This is a genomic window from Mumia sp. ZJ1417 (assembly GCF_014127285.1).
Taxonomy (GTDB): domain Bacteria; phylum Actinomycetota; class Actinomycetes; order Propionibacteriales; family Nocardioidaceae; genus Mumia.
In genome coordinates this window covers 3536868-3562813 of the sequence record NZ_CP059901.1, presented here as the reverse complement: position 1 = coordinate 3562813, position 25946 = coordinate 3536868, and the positions used below count along the sequence as shown (strand labels likewise).

The window sequence follows — 25946 nt, the reverse complement described above, 5'->3', positions numbered from 1 at the left end:
TCACAATGGAGGCGGGCGATCGCCGCCGCGGGGTACGGCGAGCCAGGACGAGAAAGGTGGGGCCGTCGTCGATGTCGGAGCCGGCGAACGACCGGGTCGGTGAGCTCATCGACGGGCGCTACCGTCTGTTGGCGCTCGTGGGGCGTGGCGGGATGGCCGACGTCTATCGAGCGCGCGACGAGCTGCTCGGGCGGGTGGTCGCCGTCAAGGTGATGCGCGCGGAGGCCGGGATCGAGGCCGAGGACGCGCTGCGGCGGCACGAGATGGAGGCGCGGATCGGCGCCGGCGTCTCGCACCCAGGGGTCGTCATCGTCTTCGACGTGCAGCCCGAGGGCGACCACCCGTACCTCGTCATGGAGTTCGTCCCGGGCCAGACCCTGAGCCGGGCGTTGCTCGGCGGTCCGCTCCCGTCGGAGGCCGTCGCCGACATCGGCGCCCAGCTCGGCGAGGCGCTCGGCGCTATCCACGATGCCGGCGTGATCCACCGCGACGTCAAGCCCTCCAACGTGATGCTCGTGGAGCGGACCGGTGGGTCGTACCAGGTGAAGCTCACCGACTTCGGGGTCTCCCGCTACCTCGAGGGGACGCGGCTGACCTCGCCTGACCTCCTGGTCGGGACGGCGCGCTACCTCAGCCCCGAGCAGGCGGTGCTCGACGACGTAGGCCCGCGCGCCGACGTGTACGCGCTCGGGCTCGTGCTGCTCGAGGCGCTCACCGGCGAGGAAGCCTTCCCAGGGTCGCGCGTCGAGACGCTGTCGGCGCGACTGCACCGTCCGCCGCGGATCCCGGCCGAGCTGGGCGCGGACTGGGCGCTCGTCCTCGGCGCGATGACACGCCGTGAGCCCGAGGACCGGCCCGACGCGCGTGGTGCGGCGTCGGCGCTGCGCGCCCTCGCGTCCGGGGGCGACGTCGCAGCCGCGCTCACGGCGGCCGGGGTCGTGATCGGTGACCCGACGGGCGAGGAGACGGTCGTAGGGGGCGAGCCGGTGGACGATGACCCCACAGAGCGCGCGGCGACCGCCGTGGGAGCGACGGCGGTTCTTGCGGGAGCCGCAGCCGCGGCGGCAGCAGAGGCTGCCGCCGATACGGTGCCCGACGAGGGCGCAGAGGCCGACACCGCGGCCGACACGGCTTCCCAGCCGGCGGTCGAAGAGTCGACCCCAGCGCCGACCCCGACCCCGACCCCGACTCCGGTGCAGACCGGCCCCACCGACGCGGACGGGGCGGATGGAGCGTGGGCGCGACGCGTCCCGTGGATCGTCGTCGCGCTCGTCGTGGTCGCGGCGGTCGCGGCCGTCTGGTGGGCGCTCGCCTCGGGTGATCGCGACCCGGAGTCGCCGACCGACCCGACGACCGATCCGACGACTCCGACGACGACCTCCCAGACGCCGACGACACCACCGTCGACCTCGACCACGGCACCCACGACGCCGACCCCGACGGCGACGCGGACGACCACCCCGCCACCGACGACGCCGACGCAGACCACCCCGACGACGACCGCGCCTCCGACGACGACGCCCCCTCCGACGACGACGCCGCCGCCCTCCACGACCGCGCCGCCCACCACGACCGCGCCCTCCCCGGAGGAGCCGACGCCGAACGACGACGGTGAGGCGCTGCCGACGCCGGGACCCGAGAACACCCCTCCTCGCACCGGTTGAGGTGGCACGAGGGGGTCGCAGGTACGCTCGCAGCGTGAGTGCTTTCGCCCGTTACACCCTCGCCCGCCTCGGCTTCTTCGTCGTGGCCTTCGTCGTCGTCGGCCTCGTCGCCTCGATCTGGCTCGAGTGGAACTCCGTGACGGGCCTGTGGGTGGCGCTGATCGCGCTGGTCATCTCCGCCGTCGCCTCCCTGGTCCTCCTGCGCGGCATGCGTGACCAGGTCGCTCTCGCCCTCAAGGTGCGGGCCGACAAGATGCACGACCGGTTCGAGGCAGCACGCAGCGCCGAAGACGTGGACTGATCCCGTTGCCGCGCTCGTCGCCCGCCCGTCGGGCCTGGGTCGACGAGGCCGTACGCCGGGTCGACGCCGACGCCAACCGCAGTGCCGACACGCATCTGCACGTCTTCCCGCTGCCCGGCCCACCGGGGATCGAGCTCTATCTCAAGGACGAGTCTGTCCACCCCACGGGCTCGCTGAAGCACCGGCTCGCCCGTTCGTTGTTCCTCTACGCCCTGTGTAACGGCTGGGTCGGCCCCGACACGACGATCGTGGAGGCGTCCAGCGGGTCGACCGCGGTCAGCGAGGCCTACTTCGCCCGTCTCATCGGCGTCCCCTTCGTGGCGGTGATGCCGCGCAGCACGAGCTCGGCAAAGATCAGGCTGATCGAGTGGTACGGAGGCCGTTGCCACTTCGTGGACAGGCCGCCCGACATGTACGCCGAGGCCGCGAGGCTCGCGGCCGAGTGCGGTGGGCACTACATGGACCAGTTCACGTTCGCCGAGCGGGCGACCGACTGGCGGGGCAACAACAACATCGCGGAGTCGGTGTTCGTCCAGATGGCGCACGAGCGCCACCCCGTCCCGCGCTGGATCGTGGTCAGTGCCGGTACGGGAGGGACGTCGGCGACGATCGGGCGCTACGTGCGCTACCAGCGCCACGCGACGCAGGTGATGGTCGCAGATCCAGAGAACTCGGCCTTCCTCGACGGGTGGGACCTGGACACGTCGGACTACACGACCGGCAGCCCCTCGCGGATCGAGGGCATCGGGCGTCCGCGCATCGAGCCGTCGTTCGTCGGCGGTGTCATCGACGACATGCTGAGAGTCCCTGATGCGGCGTCGGTCGCAGCCATGCGGTGGTGCACGCGCCGCCTGGGGCGCAGCGTCGGTGCGTCGACCGGGACGAACCTCTGGGGTGCGCTGACCGTGATCGAGCGGATGCGCCAGGGCGGTGAGAGCGGGAGCGTCGTGACGCTGCTGTGCGACTCGGGCGACCGCTACGCCGCGACGTACTACGACGACGAGTGGCTGACGCTCCACGGCTTGGACATCGCTCCGTACGAGGCGACGCTGGCCTCGTACGAGGAGACCGGCGTCTTCGAGGGCTGAGCGCGGGTCACCGCCCGAGCGACAGCGCCGCCTCGGCGAAGGGGAGCGCGAGCGCCCGGTCGGCCTCGACGAGACCGACACGAGTCCGTCGCCCCAGCAGGTCGTCGACGTCGAGGGCACCCTCGTGCCGTACGGCGAAGGCGAGCTCCGCCGGCGTGGTCGGGATGTGCGGGGCGATCGGTGCGAGGACGTCCTGGTCGCCACCGGCTTCGGCGACTACCGTGAGCGCCTCCGTGCCGTACCGGGCGACCAGGCGCGGTGGGGCGTCGATCGCCGCCAGCGTCGTACGGTCGGCGGCTCCGACGAGCGGGAGGCGTGTCGTGCGAGAAGGGCCTGCCGTCCGGCGCGCAGCGGCCCACCCCGGTGTCGCGAGGGCGGCGTCGACGGCGTCCTCGGCCATCCGCCGGTACGTCGTGAGCTTGCCGCCGACGACGCTGACCAGGCCGTCGTCGCCGGTGAGCACCACGTGCTTGCGTGACAGGTCGGACGTCTGGTCGTCACCGGTGTCGAGCAGCGGTCGCAGGCCAGAGAAGGTCCCGATGACGTCAGCGCGGGTCAGTGGCCGCTGCAGAGCGCGCGAGATCGTGGCGAGCAGGAAGTCGATCTCGGCCTCGCTCGCCGTCGGGACGTCCGGGACCGCGCCGCGGACCTCCTCGTCGGTGAGCCCGACGTAGACCCGGTCGTCGTCGGTCGGCAGCGCGAAGACGAACCGCGTACGGTGCCCCGGGACCGGCGCCATGAGCGCCGACGTGAGCCCGCCGAAGGTCTCGGCCCGTACGACGAGGTGTGTGCCGCGGCTGGGACGCATCGTGATGCCGGGGGCGAGAGTGTCGGCCCACACTCCGGTTGCGTTGACGACGGTGCGCGCGTGGACGGTGAGCGACTCGCCTGTGAGCGTGTCACGCAGCACGGCCCCGCTGCCCGTCACCTCCACGGCCGCGGTACGGGTAAGGACGCGGGCGCCGAGCGCCGCGGCCGTACGAGCGAGGCCGACGACCAGGCGTGCGTCGTCGGCGAGCTGCCCGTCCCAGAAGGCGAAGCCGCCGCGCAGACCCGCGGCGCGGACGGTCGGCGCGACACGCTGGACCTCGAGCGCGGACAGGCGGCGCGAGCGCGGCAGCGTACGGCCCGAGGTGCCGGCGGCACGGCGCAGCGCGTCGCCCGCGAGGTATCCGGCGCGAACCATCGAGGCGGTCAGCGTGTCGACCGAGTCGAGGAGAGGGAAGACGTTGGGCAGCGCGCGGACGAGGTGCGGCGCGGTGCGCTCGATGAGGATGCCACGCTCGACGGCGCTCTCGTACGCGACGCCGACGTCGCCGGTCCCGAGGTAGCGCAGGCCGCCGTGCACGAGCTTGGAGCTCCAGCGGCTCGTGCCGAAGGCGAGGTCGTGCTTCTCGACGAGGATCACCGACAGGCCGCGGGAGGCCGCGTCGAGGGCGACGCCTGCTCCCGTGACGCCGCCGCCGACGACCAGGAGGTCGACCGGCTCGCGCTGCGCGGCGAGGTCGGCGAGGTCGCGGGCGCGCCGCGTGCGGTCGAGGGAGCTCGTGGGGGAGGGGCTCATGTGCGGCCGTCCTCGGGGTCGGGGGAGAGGTACTGGTCGAGGGCGGTGGCGAGCTGGGCGTCGAGGGCGTCCAGCTCCGGACCGGCTCCGGTGGTCGATCCGACGACGACGGGCGCGGTGACCACGAAGGACCACGCCAGCAGGAGGACGGTACGGGCCTGCAGGACAGGGTCGAGAACCCGTACGGAGCCGTCCTCATGGCCGGTGCGCAGCCCGTCCTCGAGCGTGCTGAGCATGTGCGCGGGCGTGCGACCGAGGCGCTGGAAGACGTACGGGACGAGGAGCTCGGGGTCGGACTCGACGATCGCCCGGTGGATCGGGTGGGCGCGGATCGTCGCGATCGTGCGGACGGCCCCGGTGACAAGCCGTTCGCGCGCGGTGGGCAGGTCTTGGGGGACGGACTCGGCCACGACGCGTGCCCACTCGCGGGTCAGCAGCGCGGCGACGACGGCGCGGACGTTCTCCCAGCGCCGATAGAGCGTGCCGCGCGCGACGCCCGCCCGTACGGCCAGGTCGGCCATCGTGAGCCTGTCCAGGCCGACCTCGAGGACGGCGTCGGCGGCCGCGTCGAGGATGCGGTCCTCGGGGATCGCCTTGCCTGACGCGGCCGGCTGGGAGCGGGCCCGCTCAAGATTCGACCGGCCAAGATTCGGCCGTACATTTAAACGTTCTGGCATGATGTGTTCAACTTAGCACCGCCTGAGGGTGCGGACGCGTCGAGATCGGAGCACGTCGTATGTCGGAGCTGGACCTTCCTGTGGTGGACTTCGCCCCCGATCGCTGGGGCAACCCGGAGCACGCGATCACGCTCCCCGAGAGCCTCCAAGCCACGCTCGACGCGCTCGGCATCCACCCGCTCGCCGCGCCGGTCGCCCCCGAGGACGTCGCGCTCGGGGCGTCGGCGGTGCCGGCCGCGACCCGTACGGCGCTGGTCGAGGCGCTCGGCGCGCCGTACGTGAGCGACGAAGCCGTCGACCGCCTCCGGCACACCCGGGGCTGGTCGACTCCCGACATCCTCAAGATGCGTGCCGGCGACGCGTCCGATGCCCCCGACCTCGTGCTGCGCCCGGGCGGCCACGACGAGGTCGTCGAGGTCCTGCGGATCTGCAGCGACGCTGCGGTCGCCGTCGTGCCGTACTCCGGCGGCACGTCCGTCGTCGGTGGCCTCACACCCGACCACGAGGGCTTCCACGGTGTGGTCGCGCTCGACCTGGGGCGCCTGGAGGGGCTGACCTCGCTCGATGCCGTGTCGCGGACGGCGACCCTGCGGGCGGGGACGCGAGGCCCTCGCGCCGAGGAGCTGCTGCAGGCCGACGGCTTCACGCTCGGGCACTTCCCGCAGTCGTACGAGGGAGCGTCGATCGGCGGGTACGCGGCTGCGCGCTCGGCGGGTCAGTCCTCGGCGGGGTACGGGCGCTTCGACGACATGGTCGTCGGGCTGGTCCTCGCGACACCCCGCGGCACGCTGGAGCTCGGCACGGCGCCGAAGTCGGCCGCCGGACCGGACCTGCGCCAGCTCGTCCTGGGCTCGGAGGGGACGCTCGGCGTGATCACGTCGGTGACGGTGCGGGTGCGCCCGGTGCCGACGGTGCGCGTGTTCGAGGGGTGGCGCTTCGCGTCGTTCGAGGCGGGGGCCGAGGCGGTGCGCCGGCTCGCGCAGGACGGACCACTGCCGACCGTGCTGCGGCTGTCCGACGAGGTCGAGACGGCGCTCAACCTCGCCGATCCGGCGTCGGCCGGCAGCGGCTCTTCGGGGTGCCTCGCCATCACCGGGTACGAGGGTGCGCCAGACGAGGTCGCCGCGCGCCGCGCCGCCGCGACCTCTGTGCTTCTCGAGCTCGGTGGCGAGCTGCTGGGCGAGGAGGCGGGGGAGAAGTGGCGTACGGGCCGGTTCCACGGGCCGTACCTGCGCGACCCCCTGCTCGATGCCGGCGCCCTCGTCGAGACGCTCGAGACAGTGACGTTCTGGTCGAACGTCCCGCGTCTCAAGCAGGCAGTGACCGAGGCCGTCCAGGGCGCGCTGCTGGTGTACGAGCTGCCGTCGCTGGTGATGTGCCACCTCTCGCACGTGTACGAGACGGGGGCGTCGCTCTACTTCACCGTCGCGTGCCCTCAGTCGGAGGACGCGCTCGCGCAGTGGGGGAGCGCGAAGGCCGCCGCGAACGCGGCGATCCGCGGCGTCGGTGCCGCGATCACGCACCACCACGGGGTCGGGCGCGACCACCGCGACACGTACGCCGAGGAGATCGGCCCGCTCGGCGTCGACGTGCTGCGCGCCGTGAAGGCCACGCTCGACCCGGCCGGGATCCTCAACCCCGGCGTCCTGGTGTCGCGATGAGCACCGGTCGTACGGAGGCCCGTGGGTTCACCGCGCTGGTGAACCCGATCTCCGGCAAGCGCGCGGCGCAGGACGCGTGGGAGCCGGTGGCGGCGCTGCTGCGTGAGGCGGGCGAGGACGTCGTGACGGTGGTGACCGAGAGCGCGGTGCATGCCGCTGAGGCCTCTGCCGTCGCCGCGCGCGAGGGGCGGGTCGCCGTCGCCGTCGGTGGTGACGGCATGGTGCGCGACGTGGCCGGCGGTGTCGTCGCCGCCTCCGGGACGATGGCGATCGTGCCGGGCGGGCGGGGCAACGATTTCGCGCACAAGCTCGGGGTTCCGGACGATGCGGCGGGGCTGGCCGAGATGCTGCTCGGCGGCCGCGTGCGCGAGGTCGACGTGATGGAGGCGGACGGCGTCGTCGTCCCGGGCAACCTGTACGTCGGTGTGGACTCGCGGGCGACCCGGATCATCAACCGCCTTCGTCGGGTGCCGGCGATCGTGGCGTACCGGGCGGGCGGGCCGCTGGCGATGATCACCTGGCGGGCTCCGACGTTCACGCTCACGACCGACGACGGCACGCGCGAGGTGCGGGCGCACAGCGTGATCGCGGCGAACTCCGGCTGGTACGGCCACGGGCTGAAGATCGTGCCGTCGGCCGAGGTGGACGACGGGCTGATCGACGTGATGGTGGCGCGCACCGACGGGCTCGGCCGGCGCAACATGGCCTCCTACATGTCTGAGGCGCGGACGGGGCGCCACGTCGAGCGCGACGCCGTCGACGTGCACCGGACGACGGTGCTCACCATCAGCGCCGACGCCGCGGTGCCTTTGTGCATGGACGGCGACGAGATCGGCACGCTGCCGGTGACCGTACGGCTCCGTGCGGGCGCGCTGCGGCTGGTCGTGCCGGGGTAGGGCTGCGGCACATGCGGTCCGAACGCGGCCTCGACCGGCTCCTCGCCTTCAGCGACGCCGTCGTCGCGATCGCGCTGACGTTGCTCGTCCTCCCGCTGGTCGACGTCGTCTCCCGGGCGAACGGTGCCGACAGCGTGCTCGACCTGGTGTCGGACGAGGGCGACGCGTTCGTGAGCTTCGCGATCAGCTTCCTCGTCATCTGGGTGCTGTGGGGCAACCACCACGCGATGATGGAGCACTTCAGGTCGTACGACGGCGGGGTCGTCGCGCTGCACTTCGTGTGGCTGCTGACGATCGTGCTGCTGCCGTTCACCACCCAGCTGCTCGACGCCTCGGACGGGATCGCTGGCGCGGCACCGACCTACGTCGGGACGCTGCTGGTCGCGATCGCGGCGCTCGTGGCGCTGGGATGGTGGGGTCGGTGGCGCCCGACGCTGCTGCGTGACGACGAGGACACCGCGAGATGGGTGGCGGAGCCGTCGGGCGTCGCGACCGTCGCGCTGCTCGTGGTCGCGCTCGGCGTCACGATCGCCGTGCCCTCGATCGGGATCTATGCGCTGTTCCTGCTGTTCCTCACGGGCCCGCTCGAGCATCTGAGCGCGGCGTGGCGCCGGCGCGGCACCGCATGACGCTCAGCGCAGGTGCTCGGCGAAGAACGCGCCGATCCGCCTCCACGCCTGCGGTGCGGCCTCGGGGTCGGGGCCGATCCCGGCGACGCGCAGCACGGGCTGGAGCACGCGCGGCCCACCCTGCGCGTCGTTGAGGAAGGCGTGCCCCGCGCCGTCGTACTCGCTGATCTCGTGCGGGACGCCTGCCGCGGTGAGCGCGGTCTCGAGTTGCGCCGCGCCGTTGCGGACCGTGCGGTCCTTCGTGCCGTACGACGCCACGACCGGGCACGAGGCTGCCACGACGTCGTCGAGGTCCTTGGGGATGAGGCCGTAGTTCACGCTGGCCGCGTCGTAGCCGCCCCGGCCCGCGACGAGCAGCGCGAAGCCGCCGCCGAGGCAGAACCCGATCACGCCGACCTTGCCGGTCGTGATCTTGCGGTCCACCAGCCACTGGCGGGCCGCGTCGATGTCGGAGAAGGCGCGCCCCTTGCCGCTGAGGAACGCGCGGCAGGTCGCGACGAGGCACCGCCGCGCGCCGCCGTCGCTGTAGAGGTCGACCGCCAGCGTCGCGTACCCCATCTCCGCCAACCGGTCGGCGTGACGGCGCATGTTGTCGTCGAGCCCGAACGCCTCGTGGATGAGAACCACCCCCGGCCAGGGGCCGGGACTAGTGGGTTCGGCGAGGTAGCCGCGCAGGTGACGGGACGCGTCAGGGACTGCGGTGCGGCTCAGGTCGATGTCAGGCATGCCGACACGGTACGGCTAGCGGCGGTGGGGTGACAGGGTCCTCTGGAACAGCGCCGCACCCTCGATGTCGCGCAGGGTGACGGTCAGCTCCTCCGTACGCCCGTCGATCTCGACCTCGCCGAAGAACTGCCAGCCCTCCGCCGGCGAGGTGTTCGCTCGCGGGGGCGCCGCCACAAACTCCGTGCGGGGGCCGAAGGTCGCGTCGAGCGCGTTGGGGCCGAACGCCCCGGCGTTGAGCGGGCCGGAGACGAACTCCCAGAACGGGTCGAAGTCCTGGTACGCGGCACGGTCGGGGGAGTAGTGGTGGGCCGCGGTGTAGTGGACGTCCGCGGTGAGCCATACGTGGTTGCGGATGCCGAGCCGCTGCAGCGCGGTGAGCACGGGGGCGAGGTCGAGCTCGCGCCCGCGCGGAGCGCCAGGATCCCCCTGGCCGATGCCCTCCTGAGCGGTGCCGTCTGGGACGACGAGGCCGATGGGCAGGTCCGCGGCGATCACCTTCCACGTCGCCCGCGAGCGCTCGAGCTCACGGATCAGCCAGCGGGTCTGCGTGGGCCCGAGAACGCCGCCGTCGCGCTCGGCCTCGGCGCCGGGCGTGTTCGGATCCTTGTGGGTACGCATGTCGAGGACGAACAGGTCGAGCATGGGACCGAGGTGCAGGACACGGTAGAGGCGTCCGTCGGGGTCCGGTGAGAGCGGTGCGACGGGCATGTACTCGTGAAAGGCGCGCCGCCCGCGCTCGGCGAGCACGTCGACGCGTTTCTCGGTGTAGCGGGCGTCGGTGAGGATCTCACCGGGATACCAATTGTTGGTGACCTCGTGGTCGTCCCACTGCGTGACCTGCGGGGTGTCGGCGAGGAATTGCCGCCAGTTGTCGGCCATGAGGTTGTATTTGAACTGCCCGCGGAACTCGTCGAGAGTCTCCGCGACCTTCGTCTTCTCGTCGATGACCACGTTGCGCCAGAGCGAGCCGTCGGGCAGGGTCACGGTCTCGGTGAGAGGCCCGTCCGCGTAGACGTTGTCGCCGCTGCACAGGAAGAAGTCGGCCTGACGACGCGCCATCGCGTCGACGATGCGGAAACCTCCGTACGAAGGGTTCACCCCCCAGCCCTGCCCCGCGATGTCGCCGGACCAGAGGAAGCGCACGTCCTCGCCCCGGGCCGAAGCCGTACGGAGGTGGCCGACCTCGGGGGCGCTCGAGCGACGCGGGTCCCGAAGGTCGACGGCGCGGATGCGGTAGTGGAGGTCGGCGCCCGCCGGAAGGCCCCGGACGGTGAAGCGACCGGTGAGGTCGGACTCGGGCGTGACGACAGGACCGCGGAGCGTGACGGCCTTGCGGAACGAGCTGTCGCGGGCAATCTCAGCGACGAGCCGCGCGGGACGGTCCGCGCGTGACCAGAGCGTGGCCTGCCGGGTGAGCACGTCGCCGGCCTGGACGCCGTGGGTGAGCGAAGGGCGGCCGGCCCGGACGAGCGCGGGCGCGGAGCGGGAGGTCGTACGGGCGGTGGCAGAAGCGGCGCCGGAGCCGAGGACGACGGCGCCGGCCCCGACGGCGGCCGCACCGCGCAGCAGCGCACGGCGGCCGAGGGCAGGTTCGGGCTGAGTGCGAGTCATGGCTCAGACGGTTCCGCGTCCGGGCGAACGTGGGGTGACGTGCGGGTGAGGATCGGGCGTCGTCCTCGCGCTGAACGTACGCCGGGCGATGGCGTACGTTGGCGCTATGTCTTCCTCCGCCATCGACCTCGGACGCCCCGTTTCAGGCGACGTCATCGACCTGATCCTCGACGACCACCGGCGCTTCGAGGACCTCCTGCGCCAGCTGCGCGACGCCAGCGCCGACCGCGACGCCGTACGACGCGCCTTCGCCGCGCTGCACGTCGCCCACGCGGAGGCCGAGGAGAAGGAGGTCTATCCGACGCTTCGACGTCGTGACGCCATCGACGCGCACGAGGAGGAGCACGGTGAGGAGGAGCATGCCGAGGGCAACCAGGCCCTGCTGGCCGTGCTGGAGCTGAAGGGGACGGACACCCAGGCCTTCGACGACGCCGTCGAGGAGCTGGCGCGGGTGGTGAACCACCACCTGACCGAGGAGGAGCTGACGATCCTCAACCCGGCACGCGAAGGCGTCGCGGAGCGCACTCGGCAGTCGCTCGGTGAGGCGTTCGCCCGCGAGCGGAACGCGCAGGTCGACTCCGACTGCGGGCGGCTCGAGAACGTCCGCGCGATCGTCGCGCGCGACAAGCAGAAGGGGCTCCTCGACGACGAGGAGTGAGACCCGGCCGACGCGGCTGCGCGGTCAGGCGCCGAGCGTGAGCCCGACGGCGATCCCGATCGCGTACACGAGCTCGGCGATGCCGGTGTCGCGCAGCGTCGGCAGGAGACCGAGGCCGCGCTCGCCGCGTGCGATCGGCGTCGCCGCTCGCAGTGCCCACGGGAACGCGAGCAGACCGAACAGCGCGGCGGGCGTGTACGAGGCGAGCCACCAGACGGTGACGAGCGCGACGACGAGCAGGATCACGAAGAAGACCCGGGAGCCGCGGTCGCCGAGCACCACGGCGAGCGTCTGCTTGCCGCTGACGGTGTCGGTCGGGATGTCGCGGATGTTGTTGGCGACGAGGATCGCGCACGCGAGCGCGCCGATGCCGATCGACGCCGCGAGGCTCGGGCCGGTGAACTCGCCGAGCTGGACGTAGGTCGTGCCGAGCACGGCGACCAGCCCGAAGAACAGGAAGACGCTGACCTCGCCGAGCGCGTGGTAGCCGTACGGGCGCGAGCCCCCGGTGTAGAACCAAGCGGCGGCGATCGCAGCGACGCCGACGAGCAGGAGCCACCAGCCGGACGTCGCGGCGAGCACCAGCCCGAGTGCTCCGCCGACGCCGAAGCACGCGAAGGCCGCATGCTTGACCGTGCTCGCGCTCGCCGCGCCCGACCCCACCAGCCGCATCGGGCCCACACGGTCGTCGTCGGTGCCCTTGACGCCGTCGGAGTAGTCGTTGGCGTAGTTCACCCCGACCTGGAGGGCGAGCGAGAGGAGGAGGCAGACGACCGCCTTCCACCAGACGGCGCCGTCGGCGTAGAGCGCGGCGCCGGTGCCGGCGACCACGGGAGCGACCGCGGCCGGGAGCGTACGGGGCCGGGCGCCTGCGATCCACTGCGATGCTGTTGCCACGACCGTCAATCCTTGCACCCGACCGATCACCCGCCGACGGCGGACCTTGCCTGCACGTCGCTTTGAGGGTGTCAGTGACCGTCGGCAAGCGACTGCTCGGCGTCACCCTCCACGCTGCCCGCTAGCGTGGAGGCCGTGGCAGACGACGAGTCCGGTGGCACGCTGCGCCCAGTGAGCGGGACCCCTCGCGAGGTCGAGGCGGCACTGCGCGAGTGGCTCTTCGCGCAGGCCGAGCCAGAGTCGCTGATCATCCGCACCTCGGGCTCCACCGGCAAACCCAAGGACGTACTGCTCTCGCGCCGCGCGGTCACGGCGTCGGCGCACGCAACCCACGCGCGCCTCGGCGGACCGGGCCAGTGGCTGCTCGACCTACCCGCCCAGTACGTCGCGGGCGTGCAGGTGATCGCCCGCTCGACCCTCGCCGGAGAGCGGCCCGTCGTCGTCGGGGAGCACGCGAGCCTCGTCCACGCGATCGCGGCCATGGACGGTCCCCGCCGGTATGCCTCGCTCGTCCCCACCCAGCTCCACCGCCTCGCGGAGGCCGGGCAGCTCGGCGCGCTCGCCTCGCTCGACGCCCTGCTCGTCGGCGGGGCAGCGCTCGACCCCGCGCTCCGCGCCCGCGCAGCCGAGGCCGGGGTGCGGGTCGTGCGCACGTACGGGATGAGCGAGACCGCGGGCGGTTGCGTCTACGACGGGGTGCCGCTCGACGGCGTCGCCCTGCGGATCGACGTCGAGCGCCGGGTGTGGCTCGCCGGACCGGTGCTCTTCGACGGGTACGACGGCGACCCCGAAGCCACCGCCGAGGCGCTGCACGACGGCTGGCTCCGTACGTCCGACCTGGGCGAGCTCGACGCCGACGGGCGCCTGCGGATCCTCGGGCGTACCGACGACGTCGTGATCTCCGGGGGCGTCAACATCGCCCTCCCGCGCGTCGCGGAGGCGCTGCGCCGGGTCGACGGTGTCACCGATGCCGTCGCCGTCGGTGTGCCCGACCCCGAGTGGGGCCAACGGGTGGTCGCCGTCGTCGCCGGAGACGCCTCTCTCGATGCGCTGCGCGACGGGGTCGAGGCCGCGGACCTTCCTCGTACGTGGGCGCCGCGCCGCGCCGTCTTCGTCGACGCCGTCCCGCTGCTGGAGCACGGCAAGGTCGACCGCCGGGCCGTACAAGCGCTCGCCGAGAATGCCTGAGCGCCCCTAGCCTGGGCAGATGGTCCGACGACTCATCGCCGACGAGCGCGATGCCGGGCGCGCGGCGCGCAAGGTGATGCCGAGGCGAACCCACGGCGAGATCTCGTCGTACGACCGGGATCCGGTCGCGCTGCTCGACAGCCAGAACGCTCACCGCATCGCCGACCTTGTGCCGGTGCGGTGGGGGCGGATGCTGCAGTCGCCGTTCGCGTTCTATCGGGGGAGCGCGGCGCTGATGGCCGCCGACCTCGCGACCGGTCCGTCGACCGGCATGCAGGTGGTCGCGTGCGGTGACGCGCACCTGGCCAACTTCGGGCTCTACGCGTCCCCGGAACGCCGGATCGTGTTCGACCTCAACGATTTCGACGAGGCCAGCAACGCTCCGTGGGAGTGGGACGTCAAGCGCCTCGCCGCGAGCGTGGTCGTCGCGGGACGCGACCTCGGTTTCGACGATGCGACGACCACGCGGGCGGCGACGGGGGTTGCCGCGGAGTACCGAAGCCGCCTCGCCGAGCTCTTCGCGCGGTCCGCACTCGAGCGCTACTACGCCTCGATCGACACGACGTGGCTGGACGAGCACATGGCCGACCACGGTCGCGGGTTGCTCCGCAAGACGCTCAAGAAGGCGCGTCGCCGGACGTCCGAGCACGTGCTCCACTCGCTCACCACCACCGACGAGAGCGGCCGCACCCGGATCGTCGACGACCCGCCGCTCGTCCGGCACCCCCCGGTCGAGGCCGCCGCGCTCGCCGAGGACGTCCTGGCCGAGTACGCGAAGGTGCTGCGGTCCGACATCGCGATGCTTGTCGGGCAGTTCGCCCTCGTCGACGTGGCGATGCGGGTCGTGGGGGTCGGAAGCGTCGGCACGCAGGCGTACATCGCGCTGCTCGAAGGGCCCGGCGGACCACCCCTGTTCCTGCAGGTCAAGGAGGCGTCGGAGTCTGTGCTCGCCTCGTACGGAGGTATCCCGGCCGTGCCACCGGCCGGGACCCAGCTGCCCGCCGACGCCGGGGAGGGAGCGCGCGTGGTCGGTGCGCAACGCATCCTGCAGGCCGTCTCCGACCCATTCCTCGGCTGGTTCGCCGGGCCGCGGCGCTCGTTCTACGTTCGGCAGCTGCGTGACATGAAGGGCTCGATCGACCTGGCGGCGCTGACCGCGAGCGAACTGGTGAACTACGGCCGGCTGTGCGCCTCGCAGCTCGCCCGCGCACACGCGCAGAGTCCGACGGCGGCGTTCGTGGCCGGCTACCTCGGCAGCTCGGAGTCGTTCGACGAGGCGATTGCCCGTTGGGCCGTCGCGTACGCCGACCAGGTCGAGCGTGACCATGCCGCGCTGGAGGCGGCCGCCGACGCGGGGCGCATCCCGGTCGAGCGGGGGGTCTGAGGCGCGATTACCGTGGCCGTCGTGAGCGACCCCGACCTGACCTGGATCCCGTACACGACGCCGATGCGGACCCGATTCCGGGGGATCACCGTGCGAGAGGGGCTGCTGCTGCGCGGCCCGCAAGGGTGGGCGGAGTTCAGCCCGTTCTGGGACTACGACGCGCGTGAGTCCCGTCCCTGGTACGACGCGGCGTTCGTGAGCGCGACCCTCGCATGGCCTGAGCCCGTACGCGACGTGGTGGCGGTGAACTGCACGGTGCCCGCCGTCGGGCCGGAGACGGCCGTCCAGATCGCGACCGCCGGGCACGGCTGCCGTACCGCGAAGGTGAAGGTTGCCGAGCCCGGCCAGACCCTGGCCGACGACGAGGAGCGGGTCGCCGCGGTCCGCGACGCCCTCGGTCCGGGGGGGACCGTGCGCATCGACGCCAACGGCGCGTGGTCGGTCTCCGACGCGATCGACGCGCTGCGCGTGCTCGACCGTGCCGCGGGTGGCCTGGAGTACGTCGAGCAGCCGTGCCGCACCGTCGAGGAGCTCGCGGAGGTCCGTCGCGCGACCCAAGTCCCCGTCGCCGCGGACGAGTCGATCCGGCGTGCCGACGACCCGTACCGTGTGGCCGCCCTCGAGGCCGCCGACATCGCCGTCCTCAAGGTCCAGCCGCTCGGCGGCGTCGCCGCGTGCCTCGAGATCGCCGAGCGCATCGGGCTGCCCGTCGTCGTGTCGAGCGCGCTGGAGTCGTCGATCGGCATCGCGGCGGGTGTCGCGCTCGCCGCGGCGCTGCCGGAGCTTCCGTACGCGTGCGGGCTGGGCACGGTGACGCTGCTCGAGCAGGACGTCGTCGCCTCGCCGCTCGTCCCACGGGACGGGGTGCTGCCCGTGATCCGTCCCGAACCGTCCGCCGCGTTCCTCGCGCAGGAGCCGCCGCCGGACCTCTCCGTACGGTGGTCGTCGCGGCTCTCCGAGGTCCGGGCGGTGGCCCTGTGAACCCCTCGACCGCGCTCGGGCGCGTGCTCGTCGACGAGCTCGTCCGCAGCGGCGTGCGCGACGTCGTGCTCTCTCCCGGCTCACGCTCCGCGGCGCTCGCGCTCGCGCTGCATGCCGGCGACGCCCGCGGCGACCTGCGGCTGCACGTGCGCATCGACGAGCGCAGCGCCGGATTCCTCGCGCTAGGGCTCGCGAAGGGCTCGCACCATCCGGTCGTGGTGGTGACGACCTCGGGGACGGCCGCGGCGAACCTGTACCCCGCCGTCCTGGAGGCCTCACACGCGCGCGTGCCGCTGATCGCGCTCACCGCCGACCGGCCGTCCGAGCTGCGGGGGACCGAGGCGAACCAGACGACCGACCAGGTGAAGCTGTACGGCGCGGCGGTGCGCGCGTACGTCGAGATCGCCGCGCCGGAGGTGGTCCCAGCCTCGAGTGCCGCGTGGCGTGCGGCGGTCGCGCGCGTGGTCGATGCTGCGCGTACTGGGGGGCCCGTGCAGCTGAACGTGACGTTCCGCGAACCACTGGTGCCGTCGCCGGAGGACGTCGCTGCGCCGCTTCCCGACGCGCTGGCGGGACGCCCTGTCGGCGCTCCGTGGCGTGCGCCCGCCCCTGAGACCCCGCTGCTCCCGACGGTCCTGCCGCTCGGCCCGCGCACGGTCGTCGTCGCCGGCGACGACTCCGGACCCGCGGCGCGGATCCTGGCACAGGAGGCCGACTGGCCGCTGCTCGCCGAGCCGTCGTCGGGAGCGCGCAACGGGACGCACCCGATCGCCACGTACCGGTTGCTGCTCGGGTTGCCCGAGCTCGCGGACCGGATCGAGCGCGTCGTCGTCTTCGGCCACCCGACGTTGTCGCGGCCGATCTCGCGACTGCTGTCGCGTGACGACGTGGAGGTCGTCGCGGTCGGCTCGGCCCCGTACACCGATCCGGGCAACCGCCTCGCGGCCGCGTACCCGGCGGTGCGGGTCGAGGGCAGCGACGGCCTCGGCTGGCTCGAGGAGTGGCGACGCGCCGACGCGGCGACGCTGGCGGCCCTCGAGGAGCTGGTGCTGGAACGGGCGCCGCTCAACCCGTGGCAGGTGGCTCGGTCGGTGTCGCGTGCGGTCGGACCGTATGGGCTGCTCGTGGTCGGCTCGTCCAACCCGGTGCGCGACCTCGACCTGATGGCGGTCCCGTACCCGGTCGGCGAGCGGCGCATGGTGATGTCCAACCGTGGTCTGGCCGGCATCGACGGCGTGGTCTCCACCGCGATCGGCGCGGCGCTGGCGCGTCCGCGGTCGGCGGCGCTGGCGTACCTGGGCGACCTCACGTTCCTCCACGACAGCAACGGGCTCGTCATCGGGCCCGACGAGCCGCGCCCCGACCTCACGTTCGTGGTCGCCTCCGACGACGGCGGGAGCATCTTCTCGACGCTGGAGCAGGGGGACACCTCGTACGCGGAGGCCTTCGAGCGCGTCTTCGCGACGCCGACCCGGGTCGATCTCGGGCAGCTCTGTGCGGCGATGGGCGTGGCCCACGTCGTCGTCGAGTCCGTGGACGCGCTCGACGCGGTCCTCGCTGACACCGCCAGGGGGATCCGGGTCGTCGAGGCGCGGATCGGCCGTGCGGACCGGCGAGAGGCCGATCTCAAGATCGTGGCCGCTGCACGGTTGCATTAATACATCGACGATGTAACATAACCCGAGTCACGTCACTGGAGGCTTGGAGGGGTTATGACCGTCGCCGCTGTCGCGTTCCGCGAGACCGCCACGATCGACGACGTCACCGCACGTCTGCTGGAGTCGTCGGCCGCGCTGTCGTACGACCCGAACGTCGAGGTGAGGTGGGACGAGCCGATCCCCGACGACCACTACGGGCTCAACCCGGAGTGGAGCACGCTGTACGGCACGCGCCTATGGGACGAGATGAGCGAGGAGCAGCGCGTCCTGCTCACCCGCCACGAGGTCGGCTCGATCATGCAGACCGGCATCTGGTTCGAGATGATGCTGCAGCAGCTCATCCTGCGCGACCAGTACGCCAAGAACCCGGCCAACAACGAGTTCCGGTTCGCCCTCACCGAGATCGCCGACGAGTGCCGTCACTCGCTGATGTTCGCCCGGACCTGCGAGGTCCTCGACATCCCGCAGTACCTTCCGCCGCGCGCGACCGTCGAGCTCGCACGCGTCCTCAAGACGACCGGCCGCGCCGAGCAGGCGTACGGGCCGATCCTCATCGCTGAGGAGATCCTCGACGTCATGCAGCGCGACTGGATGCGCGGTGAGAACGTCGTCCACATCGTCCGGAGCACGAGCAAGATCCACGTGGTTGAGGAGTCGCGCCACATGAAGTTCGCGCGGGCCGAGATCAAGCACAGCCTCAAGCACGCCGGCAGGTTCCGCCGCGAGATGTCCGCGCACCTGTTCGCAGGAGCGGCGTACTTCATCGCGCGCGCGATGGTCAGCCCCGAGGTGTACGCCAACGTCGGCCTCGACAAGCAGCGTGCCGTCGAGGAGGTCACGACCAACCAGCACCGCAAGGCCATGATGCGCCTCTCGTGCGTGCACCTCATGGACTTCCTCGCCGACTGCGGTCTGCTCACCAAGCGCGTGATGCCGATCTATCAGTCCGTCGACATGATCTGAGGCCGGACCCCATGGCCTACGCCGTCACGCAGAGCTGTTGCAACGACGCCACCTGTGTCTCCGTCTGCCCCGTCAACTGCATCCATCCGACACCGCAGGAGCGCGAGGCTGGTGCGGTCGAGATGGTGTTCATCGATCCCGACACGTGCATCGACTGCGGGGCGTGCGCCGACGCCTGCCCGACCGGCGCGATCGTGCCGGTCGACCTCCTCCGTGGACCCGACACCGTCTTCGCCGACCTCAACCGCGAGTACTACGAGGCCCACCCCGAGTCGGCCACGTGGGACGCACGGACCTTCCCGACGACCGTCCCGCAGGGCTTCGGCGCGCTGCGGGTCGCCGTCGTCGGCACCGGCCCCTCGGCCGCGTACGCCGCGCGGGCGCTCCTCACGACCTCGCCCGCGCACGTCACGATGATCGACCGTCTCCCTGTCGCCGGAGGGCTGCTGCGCTCCGGCGTTGCCCCGGACCACCCGGACACCAAGCGCATCGAGGACGCGTTCGCCTGGACGTACGACCACCTGCGGGTCTCCGTCCAGCTCAACGTCGAGGTCGGCACCGACGTCACGCACGCGGAGCTGCTCGAGCACCACGACGCGGTCGTGTACGCCGTCGGGGCCGCGGAGGACAAGGTGCTCGGCATCCCCGGCGAGGGCCTGGCCGGGAGCGTGTCGGCGACGGCTCTCGTCGCTTGGTACAACGCGCAGCCCGACCGCGCGCACGGCGACGTCGACCTCTCCTCCGAGCGGGTCGTCGTCATCGGCAACGGCAACGTCGCGCTCGACGTCGCGCGGGTGCTGCTCACCGAGCCCGACGTGCTCGCCCGTACGGACATCGCCGACCATGCGCTGGACGTCCTGCGTCGCAGCGCGGTGCGCGAGGTCGTCGTGCTCGGCCGCCGTGGCCCCGAGGACGCCTCGTACTCGCGTTCCGAGCTCGTCGGCATGCGCACGATCCCCGGCGTCGACCTCGTCGTCGAGGACCACCCTCGTACGGTCGAGGCTGCGCCCGTCGGCTCCAAGGCGGCGATGCTGCGCGACCTGCCACGCGTGAGGCTCGACGACTCCGAGGCGCCCGCCGCCGGCAAGCGCGTGGTGCTGGCGTTCTGGAGCGCGCCGGTGGCCCTCGAGGGTGAGGGCGCGGTGACCGGCGTCCGGACGGCCGAGCGCGTCCTCGCCACCGGCCTCGTCGTACGGTCGATCGGCTATCGCGGCACACCCGTGCCCGGGCTCCCGTTCGACGAGACCACGTCAACGGTGCCCAACGAACGCGGGCGTGTCCTCGACGCCGAGGGTCGGCCGATCCCCGGCACGTACGTCGTCGGCTGGATCAAGCGCGGCTCGCGTGGCGGCATCGGCGCCAACCGTGCCTGCGCCCAGGAGACGGTCGAGGCGCTGGTCGAGGATGCGTCGGCGGGCCTGCTCCCGGCGCCGTCCGGCACGGCGGGCGACTTCGCCGCACTCCTGCGCTGGCGCCGCAAGGACGTCGTCGGGCTGCGTCGGATGCGCGCGATCGATCGTGCCGAGCGGCTCGCCGGCGCCTCGCAGGGTCGGCCGCGACGCAAGCTCGCGACAGTGCCCGAGCTGCTTGCGGTCGCCGTCCCTGGGCGGTGGCGGCGCTAGTTGACCTGGCGCTGCTGGCCCTCCCAGTACGGGGCGCGCAGCTTGAACTTCTGCAGCTTGCCGGTCGCCGTACGGGCGAGCTCGTCACGGAACTCGATGCGTTTGGGGCACTTGTAGCCGGCCAGGTGCTGGCGCGTGTGCGCGATGAGCACCTCGGCGGTCACGGCCTCGGCGTCGGGGTCGACCACCACCAGCGCCGTCACGAGCTCGCCCCACTTCTCGTCGGGGATCCCGATGACCGCCACCTCGCGGACGGCCGGGTGCAGCATCAGCGCGTCCTCGACCTCGATGGACGTGACGTTCTCGCCGCCGGAGATGATGACGTCCTTCTTGCGGTCGGCGATCGTGAGGTGGCCGTCCTCGAACGTGCCGCCGTCGCCGGTGTGGAACCACCCGCCCTCGAGGGAGACGGCGGTGGCGTCGGGGTTCTCCCAGTAAGCGTCGAGGTTGTGGTTGGACTGCGCGAGCACCTCGCCCGTGTCGTCGATCATGATCCGTACGCCCACCGCAGGGGCCCCCGCGCGTCCGAGCAGCCGTGCTTGCTCCAGCGGCTCGAGGTCGTCCCACTCTGCGCGCATCCGGCTCATCGTGAGCAGCGGCGAGGTCTCGGTGAGCCCGTAGATCTGGATGAACTCCCAGCCGAGGTCGCTGCGTACGCGCTCGATCGTGCGGGTCGGCGGCGGGGCGCCGGCGACGATGATGCGCACCCTGTCGCGGCCGGGGATCTCGCCGTCCCACGTCTTCGCCGCGTCGAGCACGGCGGCGACGACGGCCGGCGCCGCGCACATGAAGGTCACACCGTGGCGCTCCACGCGGCGCAGGATCTCGGCGCCGTCGATCTTGCGGATCACCACGTGCTTCGCGCCCATGCCGGTGGCCGCGTACGGCATGCCCCATCCGTTCGCGTGGAACATCGGCAGCGTGTGCAGATAGACGTCACGGTCGTTCACCGAGGCCTGCCAGCCGAAGATGCTCGCGTTGGTCCACAGGTTGCGATGGGTCAGTTGGACGCCCTTGGGTCGCGCCGTCGTCCCCGACGTGTAGTTGATCGTCGCCGTGGCGTTCTCGCCTTGTCCCGAGCCTGTCGAAGGGTCAGGGTTCTCCCACGGCTGCGGGTCGCCGTGCGTCGCCCACATGGGCTCGTCGCCCTCGCCGATCACGATCACGTGCTTCGCGGTGACCGTGTCGAGGAGCGAACGGACCTCCGGATCGACGATCAACACCTCGGCGCCGCTGTGCTCGACGATGTACTTCACCTCGGCGGGCGCGAGGCGGAAGTTGACCGGGACCAGCACCCGGCCCCAGCCGGAGACGCCGAAGAACGACGTCAGCAGTCGCGCCGAGTTCTGCGAGACGATCGCGACGCGCCCGCCCCGCGGGACGCCGAGGTCGTCGAGGTATGCCGCCTGCGAGCGGGCGCGCCGCCCGAGCTCGGCGTACGTGATCTCGCCCCACGACGGCGCGGGCTGGTCGGGCTCGTCGACGACCGCGATCCGGTCGGGATAGACGGTGACGGCGCGGTCGAGGAAGTCGCGGACGGTCAGCGGGAAGAACATCGAGCACCTCGTACGGTCGGCGGCGGGCGCGGTCACGCGAAGTGACCCTGCTCACGTCCTATCACGCACGTCGCGGCCCCGGGAGGGGAGCGTGGCGGTGTCAGCCGATCTCGGCGATGACGTCGCCCTCCTGGACGATCTGGCCCTCCGCGACCTTGAGTCGTACGGTGCCCGCGGCGCCGGCGTGCACGGGGATCTCCATCTTCATCGTCTCGAGGACCGCGACGAGGTCCCCGGCCGCGACCCGGTCGCCCTCACGGGCCACGACCCGCCACACGTTCCCGACGATCTCGGCCTTAGCGGCGTACATCGGCACCGCCCTCGTGGCCGAGGGTCGCCATCGCGTCGACGAGACGATCGCGCGTCTCCTCGGGCAGGATCACGTCGTCGATGATCCCCGCCTCGGCGGCGACGTAGGGCCGAGCGACGTTCTCTCGGTACTCCGCGGCGAGCTCGTCCCGTACGGCCTGGGGGTTCTCGGCGTCGCGCAGCGTACGGCGGTGCAGCAGCGCCACGGCGCCGCCGGGGCCCATCACGGCGATCTCCGCACCGGACCATGCCCAGGAGTAGTCCGCGCCGAGCGAGCGCGACCCCATGGCGATGTAGGCGCCGCCGTACGCCTTGCGGACGACGACGGTCAGCAGCGGGGACTCGGTCTCGACGTACGCCTTGAGAAGCTTGGCGCCGTGCGTGATGACGCCGCGTCCCTCCTCGACGGTGCCGGGAAGGAAGCCGGGGACGTCCACGAACGTCACCACCGGCAGCCCGAACCGGCCGCAGAACTCGATGAAGCGAGCGGCCTTCACCGACGACTTGGCGTCGAGGACGCCGCCGCGCGAGGCGGGCTGGTTGGCGAGCACGCCGACGGGCCGGCCGTCGAGGTGGCCGAACAGGGTCAGGATGCTGGGCGCGTGGGCGGGCATCAGCTCCAGGCGCGGGCCGGCGTCGAGCACGCCATCGATCACCTCGCGCATGTCGAAGACGACGCTGGCCCGGTCCGGGACCACGTACGGGAGGCGCTCGGCCGCCACCGCGTCAGGCCGGCGCGAGGCGACGAGCGGCATCGGGGCGCCGACGTGGGACGGCAGGTACGAGAGCAGGAGGCGTGTCGCATGGAACGCCTCGCCCTCGTTCGTCACCTCGAGGTGCGCGACACCGCTGGTCTCGGTGTGCATCTGCGACCCGCCGATGTCCTCGGCGCTCGCGTCCTCGCCGGTGGTCGCCTTGACGATGTCGGGACCGGTGAGGAACATCTGGCCCTGCTCGCGGACCATGATCGTCCAGTCGGTCAGGGCGGGGGAGTACGCCGCGGCTCCCGCGCACGGACCCAGGATCAGCGAGATCTGGGGGATGCGCTTCTGGGCCTTGACGTTGAGCGCGAACATCTCGCCGCAGCCGTGCAGAGCGAGGATCCCGTCATGGATCCGGGCGCCGCCGGAGTCGTTGATGTAGACGATCGGGTAGCCCTTGTCGATCGCGAAGCGCTGGGCCTTCTGGATCGTCTCGGCCATCACGGCGCCGATCGCTCCGGAGGCCACCGCGGCGTCGTGGCTCGCGACGACGACACCGCGCCCGTCCACCCGGCCCCAGCCGATGACGACGCCGGCGCCCTTGCCGTCACCGTCGATGCGCATCGGGCTCATCTCGACGAACGACCCGGCGTCGACGAGCATCTCGGCACGCTCGCGAGCGGTGTACTCGCGGCGTCCGCGCGGCTCGACGTGACGGAACCGCTCCTGGCGACGACGGGCCAACCGGGCGCGGTGGTCGGAGGTTGCGGGCTCTGTGTTGATCGTGGTCAACTTCGGTCTCCTAAAACATGAGGGAAGCCTCAGGACTGCTTACAAAGATGAGGGGTACCTCATGTTCTTGTCAACCCGCAGCGCGGCGTGTCCCCGTCTCAGCAGCTGATCGGCGGGTGGCTCCGAGTCGGTCTACGGTTGCCGCACACAACGAGACTGCAACCGGAGGACGATGCCCCCATGGTCAGTTCGGCAACCCCACCCCCGACCCGCCCGTACCACCGCTCTCGACGCCCCTTCGCTGCCGCAGCCGCACTCTGCGGCTTCGGCCTTGTCGCTGCCGCCCTGAACGCCGCTCCGGCGTCTGCAGACGCCACGCAGGCCGCTGACGGCGAGCTGACGAGCTACGTCGTCAACAGCAAGCCGAACCCGGGCCAGACCCGTCTCGCCGAGCGCGCCGTGCGCGACGCCGGCGGTACGGTCGTCCAGTCCTGGCCTCAGATCGGCGTCGTGGTCGCCCACTCGACGAGCGGTTCGTTCCGCGAGGACGTCGTGGACGCCGCCAAGGGCCACGCGGTCCAGTCGGTCGGCGCCACGCGTACCGCCGCCGTCAAGACACCCGCCGATGCGCCGCAGGCACGCACGCTCACGCGGAGCACCGAGACCCGCTCGGCCTTCGAGGTCCGCCAGGGCGTCTCTGCGACCGAGCTGGTCGCCACCGACCCGCTCGAGGCGCAGCAGTGGGACATGACCCAGATCAAGGCCGACGTGGCAGGCGACGGCAGCCGCGACGTCACCGTCGGCGTCCTCGACAGCGGCATCGACGACACGCACCCCGATCTCGCGCCCAACCTCGACGCGAAGAACTCGGTCGGTTGCACCGCGTACGGCGTGCCGGACACCAGCCGATCCGCGTGGATCCCGACGACCAGCGACCACGGCACGCACGTCGCCGGCACGATCGGCGCCGCCAAGAACGGCGTCGGGATCGTCGGCGTCGCGCCGAACTCCCTGATGACCTCGATCAAGGTGGTCGACGACGACGGCTACATCTATCCCGAGTACGCGATCTGCGGGTTCGTCTGGGCGGCCGAGCACGGGGTCGACGTGACCAACAACAGCTACTACATCGATCCGTGGATGTTCTGGTGCAGCAACGATCCCGACCAGGCGGCTGCCAAGGAGGCCGTGCGCCGCGCCGTCTCGTACTCCGAGCGCAAGGGAGTCGTGAGCGCTGCCGCCTCCGGCAACTCCAACTACGACCTCGCCAACAAGACGACCGACGCGACCAGCCCGAACGACACGACGCCGGGCACACGTCCGATCGACGAGGGCTGCGAGGACCTTCCGGCCGAGCTGCCGGGTGTCGTGACGGTCGCCTCGACCGATCAGGCCGGAGCGAAGTCGACGTTCTCCAACTACGGCGACGGCGTCATCGACGTGGCGGCTCCGGGCAGCCGGATCCTGTCGACCGTGCTCGGTGGCGGGTACGGGCTCAAGTCGGGCACGTCGATGGCCTCGCCCCACGTGGCCGGTGTGCTGGCGCTGCTGAAGTCGTCGCACCCCGACGCCTCGCCGGGTGAGCTCGCCGCGCTGGTGCGGGCCCAGGCTGACGACAAGCCGTGCCCGACGGACGTGCGCTGCACCGGCACCGACGCGTACAACGGCTTCTTCGGTGACGGCCTCGTCGACGCGCTCGACGCCGCAGGCCGCTGACGCAGAGACGAGTCCGGCGCGGCGCAGCCTCGTACGGGGCGCGCCGCGTCGCCGCGTCTGCGCAACTCGCGTTTGCATCGCGGGCCACGCCTCCCCGCGCCGGAACTTACGCATCGGTAGGGTTGGAGGCGTGAACGCGACCGTCGAGATCCTCGAGCCGCGGCGGAGGCCGACGCAGGAGCGGAGTCAGAAGAAGTTCGACCTGATTCTGCAGACCTCGCGCGACCTGCTGCTCGAGGCCGGGTTCGAGTCGTTCACGCTCGAGGAGGTCGCGAATCGCGCGGGCATCCCGATCGGCACGATCTATCAGTTCTTCCAGAACAAGTACGTCGTCGTCTGCGAGCTCGACCGACAGGACGTGATCGCGGTGCGGGCCGAGCTCGCGCGCCTCGCCGCCGAGCTGCCGACGCTCGACTGGCTGCGGCTTCTCGACCAGCTCGTGGACCACATCGCCGCCCTCTGGGTCACCGACCCGTCGCGGCGCGCGGTCTGGCACGCCGTGCAGTCCACGCCGGCGACACGCGCGACCGCCGCCGTCACCGAGCGCGAGCTCGCCGCCGACGTCGCGCACGTGCTCGCGCCGCTCACGCCGAAGACGCCGCGCGCCCGCCGCAAGATCATCGCCGAGGTCCTCGTCCACGTGGCGTACTCGATGCTCAACTTCTCGATCCGTGACGGCCAAGAGCACGCCGAGGCCGTCATCGAGCTCAAGCGCCTGCTCGGCTCGTACCTGCTCGCCGCCGAGCAGTCCGGCTAACCCCCCG

At 72.0% G+C, this 25946-nt stretch carries 23 protein-coding genes; 15 read left to right on the top strand and 8 right to left on the bottom strand.

All coding sequences use genetic code 11. The features are described from left to right. The first annotated feature begins 71 nt into the window (after window positions 1–71). From H4N58_RS17265 to H4N58_RS17255, 3 genes are read left to right on the top strand one after another with little or no spacing between them, the layout of a single operon-like run. Window positions 72–1664, top strand: a complete 1593-nt coding sequence (locus H4N58_RS17265) for a serine/threonine-protein kinase (protein WP_167006024.1) — start codon at window positions 72–74, stop codon at window positions 1662–1664. Between the two features lie 34 nt (window positions 1665–1698). Then, complete coding sequence (locus tag H4N58_RS17260; protein WP_167006021.1) at window positions 1699–1965, top strand: DUF4229 domain-containing protein; 267 nt, start codon at window positions 1699–1701, stop codon at window positions 1963–1965. A gap of 5 nt (window positions 1966–1970) precedes the next feature. Next, window positions 1971–3053 carry a PLP-dependent cysteine synthase family protein gene (locus H4N58_RS17255; RefSeq protein ID WP_167006018.1) on the top strand — a complete coding sequence of 361 codons (1083 nt, stop codon included), beginning with the start codon at window positions 1971–1973 and terminating at the stop codon, window positions 3051–3053. Between the two features lie 7 nt (window positions 3054–3060). Here H4N58_RS17255 and H4N58_RS17250 read toward each other — a convergent pair whose 3' ends face one another. Then, window positions 3061–4617 (bottom strand): glycerol-3-phosphate dehydrogenase/oxidase, encoded by a 1557-nt coding sequence (locus H4N58_RS17250; protein ID WP_167006015.1) that lies wholly within the window; start codon window positions 4615–4617, stop codon window positions 3061–3063. Continuing rightward, window positions 4614–5294, bottom strand: a complete 681-nt coding sequence (locus tag H4N58_RS17245; RefSeq protein ID WP_167251536.1) for a TetR/AcrR family transcriptional regulator — start codon at window positions 5292–5294, stop codon at window positions 4614–4616. Before H4N58_RS17245 ends, H4N58_RS17250 begins: the two co-directional genes overlap by 4 nt. A 59-nt stretch (window positions 5295–5353) precedes the next feature. Here H4N58_RS17245 and H4N58_RS17240 point away from each other — a divergent pair, with 59 nt between their 5' ends. Genes H4N58_RS17240 through H4N58_RS17230 form a run of 3 tightly spaced genes read left to right on the top strand, consistent with a single transcriptional unit; the run spans window position 5354 to window position 8480 of the window. Next, entirely contained in the window at window positions 5354–6955 is a 1602-nt protein-coding gene (locus H4N58_RS17240) for an FAD-binding oxidoreductase (RefSeq protein ID WP_167251538.1), read from the top strand. Next, on the top strand, window positions 6952–7851 hold the full coding sequence (locus H4N58_RS17235; protein ID WP_167006006.1) for a diacylglycerol kinase family protein: 900 nt from the start codon (window positions 6952–6954) through the stop codon (window positions 7849–7851). Before H4N58_RS17240 ends, H4N58_RS17235 begins: the two co-directional genes overlap by 4 nt. A gap of 11 nt (window positions 7852–7862) precedes the next feature. Further along, window positions 7863–8480, top strand: a complete 618-nt coding sequence (locus H4N58_RS17230) for a TMEM175 family protein (RefSeq protein ID WP_167006003.1) — start codon at window positions 7863–7865, stop codon at window positions 8478–8480. Window positions 8481–8483: 3 nt separating this feature from the next. Here the strand turns inward: H4N58_RS17230 and H4N58_RS17225 are convergent, their stop codons facing one another. Together H4N58_RS17225 and H4N58_RS17220 are read right to left on the bottom strand one after the other, a co-directional pair. Beyond that, window positions 8484–9206, bottom strand: a complete 723-nt coding sequence (locus H4N58_RS17225) for a dienelactone hydrolase family protein (RefSeq protein WP_167006000.1) — start codon at window positions 9204–9206, stop codon at window positions 8484–8486. A gap of 15 nt (window positions 9207–9221) precedes the next feature. Beyond that, the gene (locus tag H4N58_RS17220) at window positions 9222–10817 is read right to left on the bottom strand and encodes an alkaline phosphatase (RefSeq protein ID WP_167005997.1); all 1596 of its coding nucleotides are present in this window, start codon (window positions 10815–10817) and stop codon (window positions 9222–9224) included. Window positions 10818–10923: 106 nt separating this feature from the next. Between H4N58_RS17220 and H4N58_RS17215 the strand changes: the two genes are divergently transcribed. Further along, complete coding sequence (locus tag H4N58_RS17215; protein WP_167005994.1) at window positions 10924–11475, top strand: hemerythrin domain-containing protein; 552 nt, start codon at window positions 10924–10926, stop codon at window positions 11473–11475. Between the two features lie 24 nt (window positions 11476–11499). Here the strand turns inward: H4N58_RS17215 and H4N58_RS17210 are convergent, their stop codons facing one another. Beyond that, the gene (locus H4N58_RS17210) at window positions 11500–12372 is read right to left on the bottom strand and encodes a 1,4-dihydroxy-2-naphthoate polyprenyltransferase (protein WP_167251540.1); all 873 of its coding nucleotides are present in this window, start codon (window positions 12370–12372) and stop codon (window positions 11500–11502) included. A 135-nt stretch (window positions 12373–12507) separates the two neighbouring features. Here H4N58_RS17210 and H4N58_RS17205 point away from each other — a divergent pair, with 135 nt between their 5' ends. From H4N58_RS17205 to H4N58_RS17180, 6 genes are all read left to right on the top strand, one after another. Beyond that, window positions 12508–13560, top strand: coding sequence for an AMP-binding protein (locus H4N58_RS17205; protein WP_243845146.1), 1053 nt, complete (start codon window positions 12508–12510; stop codon window positions 13558–13560). A 19-nt stretch (window positions 13561–13579) separates the two neighbouring features. Beyond that, window positions 13580–14944, top strand: coding sequence for a DUF2252 domain-containing protein (locus tag H4N58_RS17200; protein ID WP_167251542.1), 1365 nt, complete (start codon window positions 13580–13582; stop codon window positions 14942–14944). Between the two features lie 63 nt (window positions 14945–15007). Then, on the top strand, window positions 15008–15925 hold the full coding sequence (locus H4N58_RS17195) for an o-succinylbenzoate synthase (protein ID WP_167251749.1): 918 nt from the start codon (window positions 15008–15010) through the stop codon (window positions 15923–15925). Continuing rightward, complete coding sequence (gene menD, locus H4N58_RS17190) at window positions 15922–17583, top strand: 2-succinyl-5-enolpyruvyl-6-hydroxy-3-cyclohexene-1-carboxylic-acid synthase (protein WP_167251544.1); 1662 nt, start codon at window positions 15922–15924, stop codon at window positions 17581–17583. The genes H4N58_RS17195 and menD overlap by 4 nt, the downstream gene beginning before the upstream one ends. Window positions 17584–17637: 54 nt before the next feature. After that, the gene (locus H4N58_RS17185; RefSeq protein WP_167251546.1) at window positions 17638–18546 is read left to right on the top strand and encodes a diiron oxygenase; all 909 of its coding nucleotides are present in this window, start codon (window positions 17638–17640) and stop codon (window positions 18544–18546) included. Window positions 18547–18557: 11 nt separating this feature from the next. Then, entirely contained in the window at window positions 18558–20168 is a 1611-nt protein-coding gene (locus H4N58_RS17180) for an FAD-dependent oxidoreductase (RefSeq protein WP_167251548.1), read from the top strand. Here the strand turns inward: H4N58_RS17180 and H4N58_RS17175 are convergent. From H4N58_RS17175 to H4N58_RS17165, 3 genes are all read right to left on the bottom strand, one after another. Then, a complete protein-coding gene (locus tag H4N58_RS17175; RefSeq protein WP_243843036.1) occupies window positions 20165–21760 on the bottom strand; it encodes an AMP-binding protein in 1596 nt (531 codons plus the stop codon). The two genes, H4N58_RS17180 and H4N58_RS17175, sit on opposite strands and share 4 nt — an antisense overlap. 64 nt (window positions 21761–21824) lie before the next feature. After that, the gene (locus H4N58_RS17170) at window positions 21825–22034 is read right to left on the bottom strand and encodes a biotin/lipoyl-binding carrier protein (RefSeq protein ID WP_167005977.1); all 210 of its coding nucleotides are present in this window, start codon (window positions 22032–22034) and stop codon (window positions 21825–21827) included. After that, window positions 22021–23526 (bottom strand): acyl-CoA carboxylase subunit beta, encoded by a 1506-nt coding sequence (locus tag H4N58_RS17165; protein WP_167005974.1) that lies wholly within the window; start codon window positions 23524–23526, stop codon window positions 22021–22023. The genes H4N58_RS17170 and H4N58_RS17165 overlap by 14 nt, the downstream gene beginning before the upstream one ends. Before the next feature lie 180 nt (window positions 23527–23706). Between H4N58_RS17165 and H4N58_RS17160 the strand changes: the two genes are divergently transcribed. Together H4N58_RS17160 and H4N58_RS17155 are read left to right on the top strand one after the other, a co-directional pair. After that, on the top strand, window positions 23707–25182 hold the full coding sequence (locus tag H4N58_RS17160; protein ID WP_167005972.1) for a S8 family serine peptidase: 1476 nt from the start codon (window positions 23707–23709) through the stop codon (window positions 25180–25182). Window positions 25183–25312: 130 nt separating this feature from the next. After that, entirely contained in the window at window positions 25313–25939 is a 627-nt protein-coding gene (locus H4N58_RS17155) for a TetR/AcrR family transcriptional regulator (RefSeq protein ID WP_167005969.1), read from the top strand. Window positions 25940–25946 lie beyond the last annotated feature (7 nt).

Coding starts and splice junctions, on each gene's coding strand:
- H4N58_RS17265 (WP_167006024.1), top strand. CDS start 72: ATGTCGGAGCCGGCGAACGACCGGGTCGGTGAGCTCATCGACGGGCGC.
- H4N58_RS17250 (WP_167006015.1), bottom strand. CDS start 4,617: ATGAGCCCCTCCCCCACGAGCTCCCTCGACCGCACGCGGCGCGCCCGC.
- H4N58_RS17245 (WP_167251536.1), bottom strand. CDS start 5,294: ATGCCAGAACGTTTAAATGTACGGCCGAATCTTGGCCGGTCGAATCTT.
- H4N58_RS17240 (WP_167251538.1), top strand. CDS start 5,354: ATGTCGGAGCTGGACCTTCCTGTGGTGGACTTCGCCCCCGATCGCTGG.
- H4N58_RS17235 (WP_167006006.1), top strand. CDS start 6,952: ATGAGCACCGGTCGTACGGAGGCCCGTGGGTTCACCGCGCTGGTGAAC.
- H4N58_RS17230 (WP_167006003.1), top strand. CDS start 7,863: ATGCGGTCCGAACGCGGCCTCGACCGGCTCCTCGCCTTCAGCGACGCC.
- H4N58_RS17225 (WP_167006000.1), bottom strand. CDS start 9,206: ATGCCTGACATCGACCTGAGCCGCACCGCAGTCCCTGACGCGTCCCGT.
- H4N58_RS17220 (WP_167005997.1), bottom strand. CDS start 10,817: ATGACTCGCACTCAGCCCGAACCTGCCCTCGGCCGCCGTGCGCTGCTG.
- H4N58_RS17215 (WP_167005994.1), top strand. CDS start 10,924: ATGTCTTCCTCCGCCATCGACCTCGGACGCCCCGTTTCAGGCGACGTC.
- H4N58_RS17200 (WP_167251542.1), top strand. CDS start 13,580: ATGGTCCGACGACTCATCGCCGACGAGCGCGATGCCGGGCGCGCGGCG.
- H4N58_RS17195 (WP_167251749.1), top strand. CDS start 15,008: ATGCGGACCCGATTCCGGGGGATCACCGTGCGAGAGGGGCTGCTGCTG.
- H4N58_RS17185 (WP_167251546.1), top strand. CDS start 17,638: ATGACCGTCGCCGCTGTCGCGTTCCGCGAGACCGCCACGATCGACGAC.
- H4N58_RS17180 (WP_167251548.1), top strand. CDS start 18,558: ATGGCCTACGCCGTCACGCAGAGCTGTTGCAACGACGCCACCTGTGTC.
- H4N58_RS17170 (WP_167005977.1), bottom strand. CDS start 22,034: ATGTACGCCGCTAAGGCCGAGATCGTCGGGAACGTGTGGCGGGTCGTG.
- H4N58_RS17160 (WP_167005972.1), top strand. CDS start 23,707: ATGGTCAGTTCGGCAACCCCACCCCCGACCCGCCCGTACCACCGCTCT.